This window comes from Niabella beijingensis, assembly GCF_020034665.1.
Classification (GTDB): domain Bacteria; phylum Bacteroidota; class Bacteroidia; order Chitinophagales; family Chitinophagaceae; genus Niabella; species Niabella beijingensis.
In genome coordinates this window covers 395,809-414,270 of sequence record NZ_JAIQDI010000002.1, presented here as the reverse complement: position 1 = coordinate 414,270, position 18,462 = coordinate 395,809, and the positions used below count along the sequence as shown (strand labels likewise).

General features: G+C 42.1%; 13 protein-coding genes. 5 read left to right on the top strand and 8 right to left on the bottom strand.

Going from position 1 to position 18,462, the window contains the following annotated elements:
• The first annotated feature begins 21 nt into the window (after positions 1-21).
• Positions 22-1,437 carry a bifunctional metallophosphatase/5'-nucleotidase gene (locus K7B07_RS17740; RefSeq protein ID WP_223711866.1) on the top strand — a complete coding sequence of 472 codons (1,416 nt, stop codon included), beginning with the start codon at positions 22-24 and terminating at the stop codon, positions 1,435-1,437.
• Between the two features lie 77 nt (positions 1,438-1,514).
• A complete protein-coding gene (locus tag K7B07_RS17735; protein WP_223711865.1) occupies positions 1,515-2,354 on the top strand; it encodes an RteC domain-containing protein in 840 nt (279 codons plus the stop codon).
• A gap of 120 nt (positions 2,355-2,474) precedes the next feature.
• On the opposite strand, the gene K7B07_RS17730 is transcribed toward K7B07_RS17735, so the two are convergent.
• The 3 genes from K7B07_RS17730 to K7B07_RS17720 are packed head-to-tail and all read right to left on the bottom strand — an operon-like array spanning position 2,475 to position 4,061.
• Positions 2,475-3,200, bottom strand: a complete 726-nt coding sequence (locus K7B07_RS17730) for a hypothetical protein (protein WP_223711864.1) — start codon at positions 3,198-3,200, stop codon at positions 2,475-2,477.
• 10 nt (positions 3,201-3,210) lie between these two features.
• Positions 3,211-3,627 (bottom strand): helix-turn-helix domain-containing protein, encoded by a 417-nt coding sequence (locus K7B07_RS17725; RefSeq protein WP_223711863.1) that lies wholly within the window; start codon positions 3,625-3,627, stop codon positions 3,211-3,213.
• 11 nt (positions 3,628-3,638) lie between these two features.
• Positions 3,639-4,061: a helix-turn-helix domain-containing protein gene (locus K7B07_RS17720; protein ID WP_223711862.1), complete on the bottom strand. Its 423-nt coding sequence runs from the start codon at positions 4,059-4,061 to the stop codon at positions 3,639-3,641.
• A gap of 311 nt (positions 4,062-4,372) precedes the next feature.
• Between K7B07_RS17720 and K7B07_RS17715 the strand changes: the two genes are divergently transcribed.
• From K7B07_RS17715 to K7B07_RS17705, 3 genes are read left to right on the top strand one after another with little or no spacing between them, the layout of a single operon-like run.
• On the top strand, positions 4,373-5,701 hold the full coding sequence (locus K7B07_RS17715) for a TlpA family protein disulfide reductase (protein WP_223711861.1): 1,329 nt from the start codon (positions 4,373-4,375) through the stop codon (positions 5,699-5,701).
• Between the two features lie 15 nt (positions 5,702-5,716).
• Complete coding sequence (locus K7B07_RS17710) at positions 5,717-8,917, top strand: SusC/RagA family TonB-linked outer membrane protein (protein ID WP_223711860.1); 3,201 nt, start codon at positions 5,717-5,719, stop codon at positions 8,915-8,917.
• An 11-nt stretch (positions 8,918-8,928) separates the two neighbouring features.
• On the top strand, positions 8,929-10,278 hold the full coding sequence (locus K7B07_RS17705; RefSeq protein ID WP_223711859.1) for a RagB/SusD family nutrient uptake outer membrane protein: 1,350 nt from the start codon (positions 8,929-8,931) through the stop codon (positions 10,276-10,278).
• 44 nt (positions 10,279-10,322) lie between these two features.
• Here the strand turns inward: K7B07_RS17705 and K7B07_RS17700 are convergent, their stop codons facing one another.
• From K7B07_RS17700 to K7B07_RS17680, 5 genes are all read right to left on the bottom strand, one after another.
• Positions 10,323-10,634, bottom strand: coding sequence for a hypothetical protein (locus tag K7B07_RS17700; RefSeq protein WP_223711858.1), 312 nt, complete (start codon positions 10,632-10,634; stop codon positions 10,323-10,325).
• Between the two features lie 4 nt (positions 10,635-10,638).
• On the bottom strand, positions 10,639-11,166 hold the full coding sequence (locus tag K7B07_RS17695; RefSeq protein WP_223711857.1) for a MauE/DoxX family redox-associated membrane protein: 528 nt from the start codon (positions 11,164-11,166) through the stop codon (positions 10,639-10,641).
• 143 nt (positions 11,167-11,309) lie between these two features.
• Positions 11,310-12,251 carry an AraC family transcriptional regulator gene (locus K7B07_RS17690; protein ID WP_223711856.1) on the bottom strand — a complete coding sequence of 314 codons (942 nt, stop codon included), beginning with the start codon at positions 12,249-12,251 and terminating at the stop codon, positions 11,310-11,312.
• Between the two features lie 205 nt (positions 12,252-12,456).
• Positions 12,457-17,967: an N-6 DNA methylase gene (locus tag K7B07_RS17685; protein WP_223711855.1), complete on the bottom strand. Its 5,511-nt coding sequence runs from the start codon at positions 17,965-17,967 to the stop codon at positions 12,457-12,459.
• The gene (locus tag K7B07_RS17680) at positions 17,957-18,391 is read right to left on the bottom strand and encodes a DUF1896 domain-containing protein (RefSeq protein WP_223711854.1); all 435 of its coding nucleotides are present in this window, start codon (positions 18,389-18,391) and stop codon (positions 17,957-17,959) included. Before K7B07_RS17680 ends, K7B07_RS17685 begins: the two co-directional genes overlap by 11 nt.
• Positions 18,392-18,462 lie beyond the last annotated feature (71 nt).

The following is an 18,462-nucleotide window of genomic DNA, read 5'->3' as shown; positions in this document are numbered from 1 at the left end:
AAACTTTTAAATTTTCATAATATGGAATTATCAATCGGATTTATAAATGACGTACACGGTTACCTCGAACCCCATCCCGAATTATTTTACGGTAAGGATGGAGAATATATAAAAGCGGCTGGAGGATATGCTAAGATTGCTTCTATTTTCGAGCAAATAAAAAACGAGAGTGAAAACACCCTGTTTTTTGACGGTGGCGATACCTTTCACGGCACACTGCCCGTAGTATCTTCTAAGGGTGAGATTTTACTTCCCATTTTAAACAAATTGGGTTTAAGCGCAATGGTCGGGCATTGGGACTTTGCCTATACGCCCCAACACCTGTTGGCTTTGGATAAGCATTTGAATTACCCTGTATTAGCCATCAACGTGTTTAAAGAAAACGGTACGCTTTTTCTTGAACCTTACACCATGATAGAAGTTGGCGGGCAGAAAGTAGCTGTAATTGGCATCTGCGCCAATATCATTGATAAAACAATGGGTAAACCATTCACCGAGGGTATTTACGTGACCGATGGTTTAAAGGAAATAGACCGCTATGTAAGGGAAGTCAAAGACCTGGGCGCATCGCTTGTTATCCTGCTTTCGCACAATGGGTATCCGCAGGATTTAGAATTGCTGAAGCAGACCAACGGCATAGACGTTTGCCTTAGCGCACACACGCACAATAGAATTTATGAACCCGTAAAAGTAAATGACACCATCGTCATCCAGTGCGGTTGCCACGGGTCCTTTGTCGGTCATCTGAAACTGACCATCGAGGGCGGAAAAATTGCTCACCAATATAAACTTATAGAAGTTACCGAAGATATTGACAGCAATCCGGAAATGGAGCAGTTGGTAAATGGGGCTATGGCTTCGTACCGAACTCTGCAAAAGCAGATTGTAGGCACAACTGATAAAATATTACACAGGTATTCTACCTTTTCATCTTCGATGGACGACCTCTTACTGGCTGCTATCAGCAAAGCTGCTGGGGTTGAGATAGCCTTTTCAAATGGCTGGCGTTATGGCAGCCCGATTGATAAAGGCAACATTTCCATCATGGATTTATACAATATGGTTCCGATGAACCCTGTCATTTCTATGGCAGATATGACCGGACAGGAAATTATCGACATGCTTGAAGAAAACTTTGAGCGCACCTTTTCTGCTAACCCGATGCAGCAAATGGGCGGCTATTGCAAGAGACATATCGGGTTAGAGGTCAAATATCATATTGAAAATCCTTGTGGTCACCGAATAGAGGAAATCTACCATAAAGGCGTCCGATTGGATAAAAAGAAAATGTACAAGACAGCTTACATCACCCAACAAGGTGTTCCCGACAAGTACGGCAGCAATAAAAGTGATTTGGAAACTACTACGGTACAGGCTCTGATTAATTATTTGAGCGATACCAACAACGGTGCAAAAGCCTTTTCTAAAGAAGAATAGCATTTGTCCAGGTGAGCATATAGTAATAGTGAAATGGGACTTTACTCATATTGGTTTTTAACGTTAATCTAAATGCTATGGAAAAATATTATAACGAAGCGTTGCTTAAACTGGAGACAGCAATCATCGAATTGGAAAATAAGACCGATTGTTCAGTAGAACTTATGGAGGCTATAATACACCTCATCATTAGTTCCTTATCAGAACTTAGGGAACAGGTCTTACAAAAGGGGTTTAGAACCCAAAGTGACGAAATACGTTTTTTCAAATTTCAGAAGCCAGTTATCGTTGCAAAACTGATTTACTACAATGCCATCTACAAAATCGAAACTAAAAAGCCTTACGGAGCAAAGCCAATCAGGAAGCACCTTAATAAAGAGCTGAAAAAGCTAAAAAGGTTTTTTGATGAAAATCTTGATTTTTACAAGTACTACCGTAGCAACAATACCTATCTTGACGACAAGCTGTTCTTACGGGGAAAGCACGATATTAAGCTGTGGTTAGATACGTACTATCTCCAATCAGACCAAACATTTTCTACCTCCCACGATTACAAGGTAGCCAAGATAATGGCAAACGATTTGGTACAGTGCTATATCGAAGACCAGCTTCATTCTGTAAATAAACTGCTATTGATAAAACAGCCTTTTGCTGACGGGCTTAATTGGACAGGCAGCAAAGCTGCGCTTATTGAACTTATTTATTCGCTGCATTCTCATGGTGATTTTGACAATGGCAATACCGATATTCGGCTGATAGCCGAATATTTCGAGACTGTTTTTAATGTGGATTTGGGCAACTTTTACCATACCTATCTCGAAATAAGAAACCGGAAGATTAACCGCACCAAGTTTCTTGACGCCCTCCGGGATGCCCTTATGAAAAAGATGGACGAACAAGATGATAAACAGCCTTAAAAGTAAAAAGCGGACTTTGCAGATCCGCTTTTACTTTTTAACAACCATCGCCCTATTTAGCCTACCCAATAATTAAAATTCATCGTCACCCGGCTCTTTAAGTAGCCTATAAAATTGGCGTTAATTCAATTCCATTTTATCAATCCGTTTCATATCATCAATCCCAAAAAAGGTATCTTCTTCGGGGTCGCTCCCAAAAACACTTCCATATACTAAACCCTCATCCAACATCTTTTGTATCTCCGGTGTGATTTTGATAGTAGGCGCACCCAAGTTCTCCAGTCCGTAACGGGCAAAGGCTTTTGCACGGGCAAGGTCGGTATTTTCGTAGTACATTGCCAGCATCCATGCGGTACGGCTCGGCATACCAGCCGGGTGCATCCCGTACAGCTTTTCGTGCATCATATTTTTGTCGCTAAGGTCTGATGGCTCTATCGCATCAAACAGGTCAGGGTCATTTGCGTAGATATTTATAATTGGTACAACTTCTCTTTCTAAGAATGCAAATATATCAAGGGCTACTTTTTTATTCGCCGCACTACCTTTTGCTACATTCCAAAACGGTTGTTTAAGGGATGGTATAAGCATTATTGTCAATTCGCAATCCTGTGGAGCAATTTTTTTAAAGTTGTGTGTCTTAAACGTCCCCATTTTGGTAATCGCTTTGGGCTGTATGCCAAAGAATGGGCTTATTTGGTTGTGCTTATTTACTTCAACGGTAATTACAAATACAAAGTTTTCGCTTTCCATAGCGTACCGGGTACTCGCTTCAGCCTTAAAGTCTATTCGATTATCCGGCTCGCCGAATGGCGTATTTTGTAAACCGTTGAATTGCTCGTTTGCCATTTTACTTTAGTTATTTATTGCCTTGTGCATTTTGAAAATGCTGTCGCTCCATTTTCAATAATTCCTCAAACAACTTTGTTGCCTGCTCTATTGAAAATTGATGATTGTGTTCAATTGTTACAGTACCAACCATAGCACCATTTGTCGGTTCAACTTTCTCATAAAAATTGTTAGTGTGGTAAAGCACCTGTCCAACGTCAAATTTCTTTAAACCCTCAATGCTCACACCAAGTGCAATAGCCACTTTTTCCAATCGCTCATCGTCTACATTTTCGGTTTGTTCCAGTTTAGAAACTGCCTGTTTGGTTACGCCCATGCGGTCTGCCAAATCCTTTTGCGTAATACCAACCAATCGCCTTGCACTGCCGATTTTTATACCCATGTGCTTATTACCCTCCATATACACGGTATCTTTCTCTTTTTCCATATTTTATTTTGTTACTGTTGATTTTTGTGGCTCAAAAATAATTCTAATTTCTCACGCTCACTTTGCAATAAGCGTTCGTATAATTCAACCACTTTATCTAATGGGTTGATGCTTTGATGAGCAGTACCACTACCATTATTATTGCCGTTAATTGTTGTGTCTTTATAGCTATTGATATTGTAGATTGCTCTTTCAACATCAAACTTTTTAATCAGGTCAGGCGTAACGCCCAAGACAATGGCTATCCTGTTTAAAACCTCCGGTTCAATAACAGCTTGCCGCTCAATTTCTGATACCTGCGGTTGAGATAACCCCAATTCGCTGGCAAGAACCTCCTGTTTGATACCCAAATAAATGCGTATGCGCTGCGCATTTCTACCCTGATGGTTCTCTTCCAATGTTTCGAGAACCTCTACATTTTCTTTCTCTTCCATATTTCTACTGCATTTGATAGCGTAAATGTAATAAAAGACAACCAAAAATACATAAAAGACAACTAAAAATTCTTTTGTAGGCCGTGCTATCTAACGATATTGAGCGGAAAATCCATTACCTCATTATGAGAAGATTTACAAACAATGATAATAAATATTTTCTCCAATCTTTAATAAAATTGGCAGAATGTATCGTGTTGTTCTTCTCAAAAAAGTTTAGCCTACGTGTCATTATAAAAAAGCCCGTGTAGCAATTCAGCAATCATACACGAAGCATTTTACTTTTTCCATAACCTTAACGTAAATGACCAATGGCGAATAAACCAATTCGTAACAGGATAATATCTTTTATAGCCTGCCAATGCCCGATACTGGTAACGGGCGGCAGGTGTTTTATAATTCTTTTTTGTTTCATAGGTTTAGTAGCCGGGCAACGGGTGTTGGCACAGACACCTGCCCCGGCATCTTTATCCCAACAATCAAAAGCACTTGCCATAGGCGACCAAATTCCCGATGCGCTTTGGAATGCCCCTTTGCAGGTAGTAAACCACCCGCAGGGCAAGCAGACCGTTACCCTTGCCGATTACAAAGGCAAGCTGATAATACTGGATTTTTGGAGTACGTGGTGCGGAACCTGTGTCGCAGCTTTGCCAAGACTGCACCAATTAGAAAAGGAGATAAAAAAAGATGCAGTCATATTGCCAATTACCGACCAAAAAACAAAAGACATCTTAGGCTTTTTGAAAAGGAACAGCATATTATCATCACTCAACCTTTTTTCCGTTGTTGAAGACACGGTTTATAAATCCATCTTTCCTTATACCATGCTGCCGCATGAGGTATGGATTGACCAATCAGGAAAGGTATATGCCTTTACGTATTCGTCCGATGTTACAAAGGAAAATATAACATTGGCTTTGGCTGGACAGCAAAGCACTATAAAACAAAAGCAAGATAACCTAACATACGACAGAACTCAACCGCTATTGCTAAATAACAACGGTGCTAATGAGAGTTTTTTTCTTAATCGCAGCATCATTACAACAAGTATAGACGGCATATCTTCAAATGTTACCAAGCCAAGAGTTAATGAAGCAGATAGCACCTTTCGGACAATCGCTACGAATGCCACAATTCAAACTATCTATTCACTTGCTTTTAAAGCCTTAGACACTTTGCCCAACAACAGGGTGAAATTAGAAACACAAGAAGCCCCATACATAGCAGAGAAAAGATTTTTGCATGATTTGTATTGCTACGAATGGATTGCACCATTATCCGCATTAAAATACGCATCGCAAAAAATACAGGCAGACCTTAATTTTTATTTCGGTATAAACGGGCGCATGGAAAAGCGTAATACAAAATGCCATGCCATTAAGATTATTGGGAAAACAACACTTGTTTCCGACAAGCCCGAAAACGGATTGCAATACCTTTCTGCATGGGTAAACAAAACCAATAGAGACATACATCAACCGCCATTTATAAATGATTTTGCGGGACAGAAAATAGCAATCCCGAACATTCCCCCAAATACCAACGACATTAAATCCATCAACGAAAAACTAAAACCATTTGGTGTAGCCGTAGTGGAAGACGAAAGATTGCTGGACTTATTTGTCATTTCTGAACTATAAACCATAATAACATCCATGAACAGAACAATTACTATTATACTATTACTGTTTTCAGCGTTAACCACTTTAGCGCAAAACTCAACGAATGTTCAGGGCAAGGTCATTCACAATGATAATGGGCTGCCAATAGCAGGCGCAACGATTAGATTATCCAATAACGGGCAGGAAAAGGTCGTGTACAGCGATGATGAGGGAAATTTTCAGGCGTTAAATGTCAGCTTTCCATTAATCGTTGGTATTAGCTATGTTGGATTAAAAGATACAACTTTTACACTCAATACGGCGCCACGACAACCGTTAACAATTTACCTGCATTCAGCAAGTAATACGTTAAGCGAAGTAGTGGTTTCTACGGGTATTCAGAAAATACCCAAAGAAAGAGCCACAGGGTCATTTGACCATATAGACAACCAACTTTTTAACCGTCAAATTTCTACCGATGTATTGAGCAGATTAGATGGTATAGCCAGTTCGGTCATGTTTGATAACAGGGCACTCGGAGGTACACGAGAAATAAGCATTCGTGGGTTAAGCACAATCTTTTCTGACAGGCAACCACTAATCATATTAAACAACTTTCCTTATGAGGGAGATATTAATAACATCAATCCAAACGATATAGAAGATATTACCATTCTAAAAGATGCTACGGCAGCATCTATATGGGGCGTAAGAGCAGGAAATGGTGTAATTGTAATTACCACCAAGAAAGCCAAACGTAACCAGCCGACTACCATATCTTTTAACAGCAATATGACCTTAGTCCAAAAGCCGGATATGATGCAACTGCCTTATATGTCTTCTGCGGATTATATTGGGGTAGAAAAAATGCTATTTGGGAATAACTTTTACGATGCCAATGAGCAGTTAGGTTACGTTCCTTTATCCCCCGCAGTGGAGTTGATGTACCAGCATAAGAACGGACTTATTAGTGATGCTGATTTGCAACAAGGTCTAAACCAATTGGAACAATATGATATTCGCCGTGAGTTGAATAAATACGTTTATCGGAAAGGAATAAACCAACAGTATTCGTTAAATGTTAGCGGACAGAATGATAGAACAAGCTATTACCTATCGGGTGGCTACGATGATAACATTAGTACCACAGATGGAAAATATAAACGGTATAGTCTCCGCTCCGATAATAACATCAAACTTTCCCAAAAATTAAGTTTGGATGCTGCGCTATTATTTACCCACACTTTAAATGAAGCCGGAAGAACTACAAATTTTTCATCCATATATCCTTATGCCCGCTTTGCGGACGACAACGGAAATGCGTTACCGATAGATAGATACTTTCGCTCCCAATATTTACAGGAAACAGAGCAAAAGGGCTTGTTAGATTGGACGTACCGCCCATTGGACGAGATAAACCTTGTCAATAATAAGCAAACAACAAACAGCATCCTTATAAATACAGGGCTTAATTACAACATTGGCAAGGGACTGAATGCAGAACTAAAATATCAGTATGAAAATGCGCAGGGAACGGGTAAGGACTTACATAGCATGGCTTCTTATTATACCCGTAACATGATAAACACCTATACGCAAATAGGTACTAATGAGGAATTGTACCGCCCTGTACCATTGGGAGATATTTTAGACGAAACAGCAAGTAGCCTTACGTCGCAATCCCTGCGCTTGCAGTTAAATTATTCCAAAACTTGGAATAAACATCAACTAACAGGACTTGCAGGAGCAGAAGCACGACAAGCTACTACCACTTCAACACTATCACAGCAATTTGGTTACAATGCGGATATTTTAACAGTAGCGGGCGTAAATTATGATGTAGAATATCCTTTATACAGTCCCAACGGAGGAATTTCTAAAATACCGTACATCAATTCCCCTTCCGAATTAAACGATAGGTTTGTGTCTCTTTATACCAATTGGGCTTATACTTTTGACAACCGATATAATTTAAACGTTAGCGCAAGGCAAGATGGTTCTAATTTGTTCGGCGTAAGGAGCAATCAAAAATTTACCCCGCTTTGGTCTGTTGGCGGTAGTTGGTTTCTTACCAACGAGCGGTTTTTAAATATTAGCTGGCTTGACCTGTTAAAGCTACGGGCAACCTATGGCTTTAGTGGCAACCTGAATAGGAACGTTTCTGCGCTTCCAATAATGCGATACAATAGCAGCGTTAATAACCCAATCATTAATATCCCTTTTGGGGATTTACGCAATCCACCAAATGAAAATCTTAGGTGGGAGAAAAACGGGCAATTTAACGTAGGGCTTGACTTTGCTCTAAAAGGACAAAGGTTGAGCGGAACGTTGGAATATTATCGTAAGAAAAACACTGACCTTATCGGGTATATGCCCATTGACCAAACAACCGGAGCGATAAATCCAGTCACAAGCACGTTCAATTATCTTGGAAATTCAGCATCTATGACGGGTAAGGGTTTAGATATACAATTGCATAGTATTAATATCCAAAAAGCCCTCCAATGGCGAACTGATTTTCTATACAGTTTCGTAAAGACCAAAGTGACTGAATACTTATCACAAACTAATGACCTTAACAACTATCTTAACGGAGGTCAAATAATTTCGCCCATTATTGGAAAACCTGTGTACTCCATTTTTGCGCTTCAATGGGCTGGTCTTGACCCCGAAACGGGTGACCCTATGGGATATTTGCATGGCAATGTAAGCAAAGATTACGCTGCCATACGCAATGAAACCACACCCGAAGAACTAATTTATTACGGTTCGGCTACACCTACTCATTTTGGTTCCCTAAGAAATACGTTTTCATGGAAAGGGTTAAGCCTGTCATTCAATATCAGCTATAAGTTGGGTTTCTTCTTTAAAAGAAATAGTGTGTTTTATACTGCACTTTATAATGGTACAGGCTTCAATTCGGATTACAATTTAAGATGGCAAAAGCCGGGCGATGAAAAAACAACCCAAGTGCCATCAATGGTATATCCGCTCAATACCAATCGAGACGGCTTTTTCTATCCACAGTCCGAAGTACTGATTTCAAAGGGGGATAACATACGTTTACAGGACATCAATCTTAGTTATCAAATAAAGTCATTAGAAAACAAGTGGCATCTAAAAAGACTGGAGGTTATAATGTATGCCACTAATTTGGGCGTACTGTGGAAAGCGGACAAACATAATGTTGACCCGGAATTTGGGAATTTGTCACCATTAAAAACATTTTCATTTGGTCTAAGAGCGGGCTTATAAAATTTAAAACCATGACACGATATATATTTATACTATTGTTTTTCATAATTACATTAACAGGCTGTGAAAAATACTTAGACGTAAAGCCCGATAAAGCACTTGTTGTGCCAGCCACGGTTGCTGATTTACGTGCTTTACTGAACAATACAGAACGGATGAATAGCTGGTATCCATCACTTCAGGATGCGGCTACAGATAATCAATTTGTACAAACGATCAATTGGAACACTTTTGTATCGCTAACTGCAAAGAACATTTACATTTTTAATGATGATGTTTTTAATGATAGCGAGGTCAACGAATGGTCAATGATGTATTCCACTATCTACTATTGCAATCTAATATTGGAGCAATTGGAAAAAATTGCGCCTGTACCAGCAGAAAAAAGTCAGATTGAGGGCGAGACTTTGTTTTTCCGTTCTTTTGCTTTTTATAATGTGGCGCAGCTATGGGCAAAGCCTTATGATAAGAACACTTCCCATACAGATTTGGGTATTCCGCTCCGTTTAAAACCGGATATTAATGAGAAATCTAAACGTTCAACCGTTGAGGAAACTTATTCAAAAATTATTGCAGACTTAAACCGGGCAGCTTCCGTTTTGTCCGTAAAAGGCGACTATAAAACAACACCTACAAAACAGGCTGCTTATGCGCTATTGGCACGTATCTATTTGTCAATGGAAGATTATGAGAAAGCGTTGTCCTATGCAGATAGCTGTTTAAGCTACTCAAATTCATTGCTCGATTACAACACCTTAACAATGGGGTCTGCTACTTCATTCCCGATACCCCGATTTAATGTAGAGGTTATTTTTCATGCAAATGACCAAGGGCGGCAGGTTATGAACATAACCAACGGAAGAATTGATAACGAGTTGTACAATTCTTATGCAGCAAATGACCTTAGAAAGACAGCATTTTTTAGAAGTAGAGCAGGCTACTATTCTTTCAGAGGAAATTATGACGGCAATTCGGGTATGTGGTTTGCCGGAATTTCTACCAACGAAATCTATCTGATAAAAGCTGAATGTGAAGCAAGAGCAGGGCATATAGCCACTGCTTTGCAGACGATAAACGAACTATTAAAAAACCGTTATAACAGTACGTTCGTCCCTTTTAGTTCAGATAATGATGAAGCTGTATTAAGGTTTGTATTAGATGAGCGCAGAAAGGAATTGATATGGCGGGGGCTACGATGGTCTGATTTAAGAAGATTAAACAAAGACAGCCGTTTCGCAAAAACGATAACAAGGGATATAGATGGAAAGATATATACTTTGGAGCCAAATAGCCCAAAATATGTTTTGCCTATACCAAATAGTGTAATATTAAACAATGGTATGCAACAAAATGAACGCTAAAGAGTTAAGCCCTTTAGCGTTCTGAAATCATTGCTTTTTACTTTTTACTGCTGCTTTCTCAACTTAGTATCTACAATAGTACTTAAATTGGGGTGGTCAGTATCTCCTGTTTGTGGTTGAGCCTGAACAGCGCACCTTTCTTCATCGCCAGTGGGACATGGTGGCTGCGAGTTGCCATTTCCATTGGCAAGCACGTAGTTGTCGGGATTGTTGATGTTTCCGTCTCCGGTTTCATCGGTGTACTCAAACCATTTCTCACCTGCTAAGGTGGAGTTATCTGCCATTTTAAATGACATAGTTACTGCGGCAATTGCTAACGCTACGATAGCAAAAAGGTTCATTTTTAATCTTTTCATTGCTTCAAAATTTTGATGTTAAAGAATACTTTTTTATATGTCTTTTGGCAGACGCGCCCTCGATAGCTTCGCCTCCGGCGTTGCTACTTCGTAATTTGTACCATAAGTAAAGCCCCCAAATGCTTAAAGACAGAAAAAGGAGGTTAAAGAAAAAATGCTGTGTCCAGTTCATGCCGCTAATCACCGAGCCACATCCGCAGGGCAATTCTTCCCATGCACCCAACAGAGCCGCAGCGATGTAGCCTGTAAAGGCAGTCATTAATAAAGTGGATAGTATTAAACCCGCTTTGCGGAATTTTTCAGTAACCAATGCAATAGCAATTAATATTTCCAAACCCGGAAGCGTGTAAATAAGAATGTACCCTAAATCGTCAGAAAAAGGCTGATTAAGTATATTGTTTTTAAAAGCTGCAAAGTCTGATACTTTATCTATACTTACAGGTATCCATAGAAGCAGCAAGAGAACAATAACGATGTGAAGCGTTATCCGGTTTCTCTTTTGTTTGGTCTGATGTGTAGCTGTCGTTTCCATTGCCTTTTCCGTTACGAGGGTTTTATCCCATCCTTTGATACAAAGTTCATCAAAGCGGAAAGCGTGGGAAAGACAAAATCGGTAAAAATCGAGCAAATTTGTGTAAGAAATTTTCCGATTTTATCAATTTATGGGAAATTCTCTTACTTCCGTTTAAGGTATCGCTCCAAAGCCGTACGGAATGGTCTTTCATTAGTGTAGCCAACTGCCATATATACGTCTTTTATGCCCGTTCCCTGTTCCATTAATAACAGGGCATGGGTCATGCGGAGGTCGGTAATAAAATCCTGTACGCTCATACGATACTGACGTTTAAAGATGTTGAGCAAGGTACGTTCCGTAACAAAAAAGTATTCTGAAAGGGATTTTACAGTTAGGGCATTATCGGTATAATGTTCCTGAATATGGGTTTTGATTTTATAGGCAAGGTCAGATTTTTGTTGTTCCAATACGCTATCGTAATATTCCAGCAGATAACTGATGTACTTGCGGAGGTTGCCATCCAAAGCACCGATATTATTTTGCGAGTAGCTGTATATCTTATACAGCCATCGGTGTATTTTTCTATCCATCCGGCATTGATACATGGTATCATAAGGACGGGTATCATTTTTAAAGCGGTGCAGGATATATTGCAGGTTAGGGTAATTGTGGTACATGCTTTCTATCCATTCGGGCAGGATGCTTACCACAAGGCAAATATGCACCCCTTTCTCGGCATAGGCAAAATACCTGCCCGTATCGTAATAAGACATCAAGAAAGTGTTAGCCTGCGTCCTTATAATCGGCTTGTGTTCTTCCGTCATATACAGTAGGCTCCCTTTGAGCATAAAGTACAGGTATAATTGCCGCTCGCTAATATCAAAGGGAATATAAGCGGGTTCGGTTACGTTAAGCTGAACCAAATCTATAAAGAAAGGAACGTTTTTAAGTTGCTGGCTTAACAACTCAAATTGTGGCAAAGTAAAGACTTGTCTTTCACTGGCAAAGGGCAACGGAAATTTACTCCACTCCGGTAGATTGTTGAGGCTTAGTTTCTGCTTTCTAAACCCGGTTACTAATTTTAGGATATAAGGTATTTCCATAGGTGGCTTTTATTTTCATATCGGACACCCTTTAAATCCCTTGCTCCTTATGTCAAAACGACCATTTTTATATAATAATCTCTATTTCCGAAAGGATGGGATTTAATTTGGTAATACAAATCTTACCCATATAAATGAATAAAAAACCCAAGTTGGGGGAAACTTGGGTAAAATTTATTTAATCATTGGTGAGTTAAAAGTATAATTATAGTACTCCACGGGGTAAGTGGATGCCCTTAACACGTACTATCGCTTCCGAATTGTTCTGCGCCTGCTTTTCGACCTGCTCCGGCTGCTCCGCTTCGGTATCGGTTTCCGGCTTTATGGATAATTGTATTTTCCTTTCAACCGCCGCCAGTTCCGTTTTAAGGTCGCTCAAAGTCTGCTCTTTCTTCCATGTGCCGTTCACTACTTCCTGAAGAATGGGGAGGTCTTTTTGCAGCCCGTCAATTTTCTTCTGTTCCTGCTCTAAGATACCCGGTATCTTTTGGAGCGCATTCAGAAAATTGAGCGATGCCGTTTTTGCTTCGCCCGCCATCTTACCGTTATTGAACGTGTACTTGATATTACCCTCGCCCTGAACAAAGAAACGGTTATCCCTTTCCAGCGTAGTGCTGTCCTTTTCCGAAAGTTCGGTTTTGACCAGTAGCGTAAAGCCGTACAGCGTACCGATTTCCTCATACTGCCCTGCGGTACGGGCTTTTTCGGAAAGCTGGTTAAGTTTCGCCCCAATCTGTTTTACATCGGCATTGGGTGGCAACCCGGTAAGCTGCACTGGATTGAGTATTTCCCCGTCTTTGTTTTTCTGTATGCGCTGTTGCAGGTTTTGCCAATCGAGGCTCATACGGTCAAACCGTGCCTGCGTACTTTCCAGTGAGACAATGGTATCTTCCAGCTTGTATTTGGAAGATGATTTGGAACGGTTGTGCGCCTGCCGTTCGCTTTCCAGTCCGGCAATCTGCTTTTCGAGCTTTGCTTTTTCCAAAAGGTCTGTATTGCCCGATAGTATCGCCACATATTCCGAAAAGTTCATGCCTGTTTTTTCGTCCATGCCGCCCTCGTCAATGGTGCGTTTGCCGAGGCTGTTGCTCTTTAATTGTTCGATAAATACCTGCTTATTGTACAGGGTATTGAATTTGTAGCTATCCAGCGATTTTTCTACGGCGTAGATGAAAATATCTACTTTGTTATCGGCAAAGAATTTGGCAATCTCATTGCCTTTCCGGATAGCCCTGCCGTCCCGTTGGGCAAGGTCGCTTGGTCGCCACGGTATATCCAAATGGTGAACGGCAACCGCCCGCTTTTGCGCATTTACACCCGTACCGAGCATTTCGGTAGAGCCGAACAGCACCCGTATTTTTCCCTCGTTTACATCCCTGATAAGTTCCTTGCGCTGCTTCTCATTTTTAGCCTCCTGAATAAACCGTATTTCGTGCGCAGGGATGCCGTGGTCTTCCACCAGCTTGCGCTTGATTTCAGAGTATATGTTCCATTCTCCGGGCTTGTAAGTACCGAGGTCGGAGAAAACGAACTGCGTTCCTTTCTGCGCATCATATTTGTTGTAGTATTTGGCAATATTAGCCGCACAGTGCGAGGCTTTATTGTCCGGGTGGTCTTCGTAAGCCCGGCTAATCATCCGCATATCCAGCGACATCTTTCGGGCGTAGTCTGTCGCAATCAGCATCTTTGCTTTTTCTTCACTTTCGCTTAGTGGAGGTCTGCCCAAAAGTTCCGCATTTCCCGTTTTGGCAAACTCCATCAACTTTTGAATAAAAACCTCCTGCTCCGGCGTGGGCGGGATATGATACAGTATTTCGTTTTTTTCGGGGCGGTCTATACCTATATCCTTTGCCGTCCGGTAGTCCGTAATTTCCGAATAGAACTGCGCCAGTTCCGGCACTTTGATAAAGAAGCGGAAACGCTCTTTTGAAACGATATTGTTCGCTACCGAAAATTCATAATCGGTAGTCTTACGGGCGTATATGGCTGCCCACGCATCAAAACAGTTGATGCCCTGTTTTTCCATTGCTTTAGGGCGCAGGTATTTAAAGAGCAAATACAGTTCTGTAAGTGAGTTGCTAATGGTCGTACCCGAAAGGAACGTTGCGCCCAGGTCTTTGCCTGTGCGCTCCTGAATGGTGCGCAGGGCAAACAGCAGGTTTAACGCCTTTTGGCTACCTGCCATATTGCCCAAACCCGCTACACGCTCATGCCTTGTGTTGAACATGAGGTTTTTAAAACGGTGGCTTTCGTCCACAAAAATATGGTCAATGCCCATCATTTTGAAGTCCACAACATCGTCCTTACGGTTTTCGATGTCATGCTCCAGTGTTTTTAGCTTAACCTCTAAATTCTGTTTACGGACAATGACCCCTTTGAGCATCCCCCTTGAAACTTCTTTGCCCTGCGCTTTCAAAGCGGCAAGGTTATCTTCCACGCTTTCCAGTTCCGCTTCTAAAATCTGCTTTTGCATTTCGGGAGATTGTGGTATCATCCCGAATTGGTCATGTGTTAAGATGATGCAATCCCAATCGTTGTTTTTAATATCCCCGAAAATGCGCAGGCGTTTCTTCGGGGTAAAATCTTCCTTGCCGGGATATAATATTTTGGCATGGGGATAGGCTTTGCGGTAGGTTTCCGCTATCTCATGCACATTGGCTTTTAACCCGATGATTATCGGTTTATGTGCCAGCCCCAAACGCTTCATTTCTTGCGCTGCCGTACACATGATGAGCGTTTTACCTGCACCGACTTCGTGGTCGCAGATAGCACCGCCGTTCATCTTAATCATCCAAACGGCATCCTTTTGGCTTGGGTACAGGTCTTCAATGCCCAAAGCCTTGCGGTCAAGCCCCGGAAAGTCCTGATGGCTGCCGTCATACTGCGGACGGACAAAACAGTTAAAAGTATCGTTGTATTTGTCGGTTAACCTTTGCTTAAACTCATCGTTCTGCGCAAAGAGCCAATCCGTAAATTCCCTGCGTATCTCGTCAATTTTGCTATTAGCCATTTGTATGGCTTCCATGTCCCGCACCTTTACTTCCCTGTCATCTATGATTACTTTTTTGGTGATGTCAGGCGTGGTATTGACAAGGGCATGTTTCAGCAGGGTAACGCCGTCAAACGTTCGGCTTTCCGATTTGATAGCATACTTTTCGGTGATATGGATATTCTTACGGTCGCAATGGATGGAAAAGTCATCGGAACTTTCAGAGTAATGGATGCGTATATCCGTATCAAACAGGTGCGAAGCAAAGCGGTTATAAATGCCCGTAGGTATCCAGCGTTCGCCGAGGTTAAAATCAAGTTCGTCAAACTCTATCCTGCGGGGTTTGGCTTCTTCGAGGGCTTTGAGGCTTGCGGCAGCTTCCTTGTCTTCCGGTTGCCCGGAAATGTACGCCCGCACATCTTCGGCTTTCTCAATTACGTTGCCCGAAACCCATTTTTCGGCTATCTCGTATTCCTTTTGTACAGGATTGTAAAAGATGCGGCCATGCAGCGCATCTTTTAAATCTTCGGCAGACATCCCGCTTATTTCTGACATATAGCCCAAATCCACCGTGCCGTACTTGTTGAGCGATGCCGCTAACGCTTCGTCCGGGTTATCCGTTGCAAGTGTGGTCGTTGAAAAACTTACAGGCTTGTGGAATATATCTGCCTTATGTACCACACCGCCCACAACACGCTCTAAATAGGGTACTTCTTTGCCAGCGGTGTCGGTCTTAATCAATTTGATATTGTCGGCACTGTTCAGGTTGCCGTATTTCTTTAGAAAATCATCATAGAGGCGGTTCAGCGTTTCCCGTTCCTGCTTGTATTCGGTATGGTGCTGCGCTTCCTCATTGTATAACTGCTGATAGGCATCCCGCAATCCTATATACGCTTCGGTTCTTGCTTTCTGATTGGCTGGCAGGGATAGCGGGTGAAAAACCGCTTTACCATCAGATATATCCACATCCCTCAAATGCCCTACAAAACCATTATCCATCACAAGGCAATCATCCCGGTGGAATGATTGCAGTTCGCCGGAGTACGGGGCAGGTTCAGGGATTACGTTATCATTTGCCGGAGCAGGTTCTTTTTTCGGTCTTTCCTCTATTTCCCCTTTACTGTTGATACCGATAGGCGAAAACAAATCGCCAATCCCGGTTGCTTGTCCGGTTGTTCGTGGCGTTGTCGGAGGCTTTGGCGTTTCCTCCTTTGGCGTGCGCAGGGGTATATAATCAAATAGCCCCGGCTGATGCGGACCGTTGCCCGTTTTTTTCTTGGTAACGGTCGTTCTTCTCTTAGCCCTTTTCGGTCGGGAAATAACGGTAGCCTGTGGCGCACCTCCAAAAAGGTCGAATAAATTCAATTGTACTTCTTCCGGCTTGGATGGCAGATCTGCTACCGCAGTCATGCCATCCTGCGCATTGTTCATTGCGGGTTGAGCCGCCACCGGAGGTGTAAAATTGAATAAAGAGGGTTGCGGCACTTCATCCCTTACGATGCCGGTAGCAGGCTGTATGGGTGTCGGTGTTTGCGGCGGGGTAATATCCGGCTGTATGTTAGGCTCATCGGGCGAAAGCCCTTTGTAAAGATTTATATTCAGATACTCTTTAAAATCTCCATCCAGTATTTTCTTTGCTTCATTTGCAATTTCTTCCACGCCGCCATTATGAACATATACAGTATAGGGTTTTCCGTACAGGTCGGTAGATTGTATAATTTCATTGAAAACGACCGTACCATTGTAATGCATATAGGCGTTTACATGGTCATTGTGTTTTGTTAACAGCGTATCGCAAAAGTCTTTTTCCCTTTCGGAAAGACCTTGCTTGTCCGTATTCTTTTGCAGTACGATAAGGTCGCTTCCTACTTCCGTTCCGGCGTAATCCATAAACAGATTGTTCGGTAGTCGTACCACCGAAACAAGGTTATGCTCTTTCATCAATGCCTCCCGTATAGGCTTATTGCTTGGGCTATCCAAAACGCCCTGTGAGGTGATGAAAGCGAGCATACCGCCATCCCGTAGCGTGTCCGTTCCCTTTAAGAAAAAGTAATTGTGGATGCCCCTTGCTGCCTGCGCTCTTGCCGGGTCACTGCCGCGTGAATACGAAAGGTCAAAGACCGAACTTGTACCAAACGGGATATTACTGGCGACCACATCATAGCTGTTCAGCTCCCTTTCGGGTATTTCTTCAAAACCGCTTATGCGCACATTCCTGTCGGGGTATAGCTGTTTGAGGATTTTACCTGTAAGCAGGTCTTTTTCATAAGCCGTAACCTGCGATACGCCCTTATCTGTAAAAGACCGGATAAACCCACCAACACCCGCCGATGGTTCTAAAAACTTCTGTATTTCTATACCGTTTTCTTTGAGCGCATCGGATAGGGTATTAATTATTTCGGGCGGGGTATAGAATGCCGTAAGCACCGAACTACGCATACTGTCCACGTAATGTTTGTATTGTCTTTCGTCTCCGGCATTTTCTTTCAGCACACGGTGCAGTTCCTGCGTTTCCTCAAAGTACGTCCGCTCATAATCTTTCCATTGCTTTATATCTGTTGGATTGTCTGCGGGGTTTAAGATGAATTTTAGCCCACCGAAACCACTATATAGCAAAAGCTGCTGCCGTTCGGCTTCGGTAGCTTGGCGTTTTTCCTTTTCCAACCTGAACATGACCCGTAACGCCTCGATATTCTGTTTCAGGTGTTCACGTTGATTAAATGCCATAGTCCTCGATATGAATGGCTATGGTTCCCGTAATTTCCGTATAGAGCAGGTCGTGGTCAGTAGTGTAGGCGAAGTCATCCGTAAGCACGTATTTGGCAAATACGGGTTCGCAGATGGGCAGCATCTTTAGTGCGAACGGGCGCAGTTCCTCGTCCAGCATGATGCTGCTAAACTCATTGCAGACCACTTGAAAAACGGTGTCGAATTTGGAATAGTGAAGCCCCTCAAAGAGTATATAATCTGCGATGTGGTCGCACTGGCTGGCGGGGTTTCCCGAACGAAATGCGCCCTCATAGGCGTTCGCCGCCCACTTGGAGCGTTGCTCGATAAATTTCTTGTCGTGTGCTTTTTCCGGGAAGCTGGTGTTTAGTAATTCCTGTAACCTTAGCGTAAAATAAGAGAGGTCTTTTTGCTGTGTACTCATATTGATTTTGTTTAAAATTTTCAATGAGTAGCTAAAATATTATGGTTGCAGGCTGCCATACCCAAAGCGGT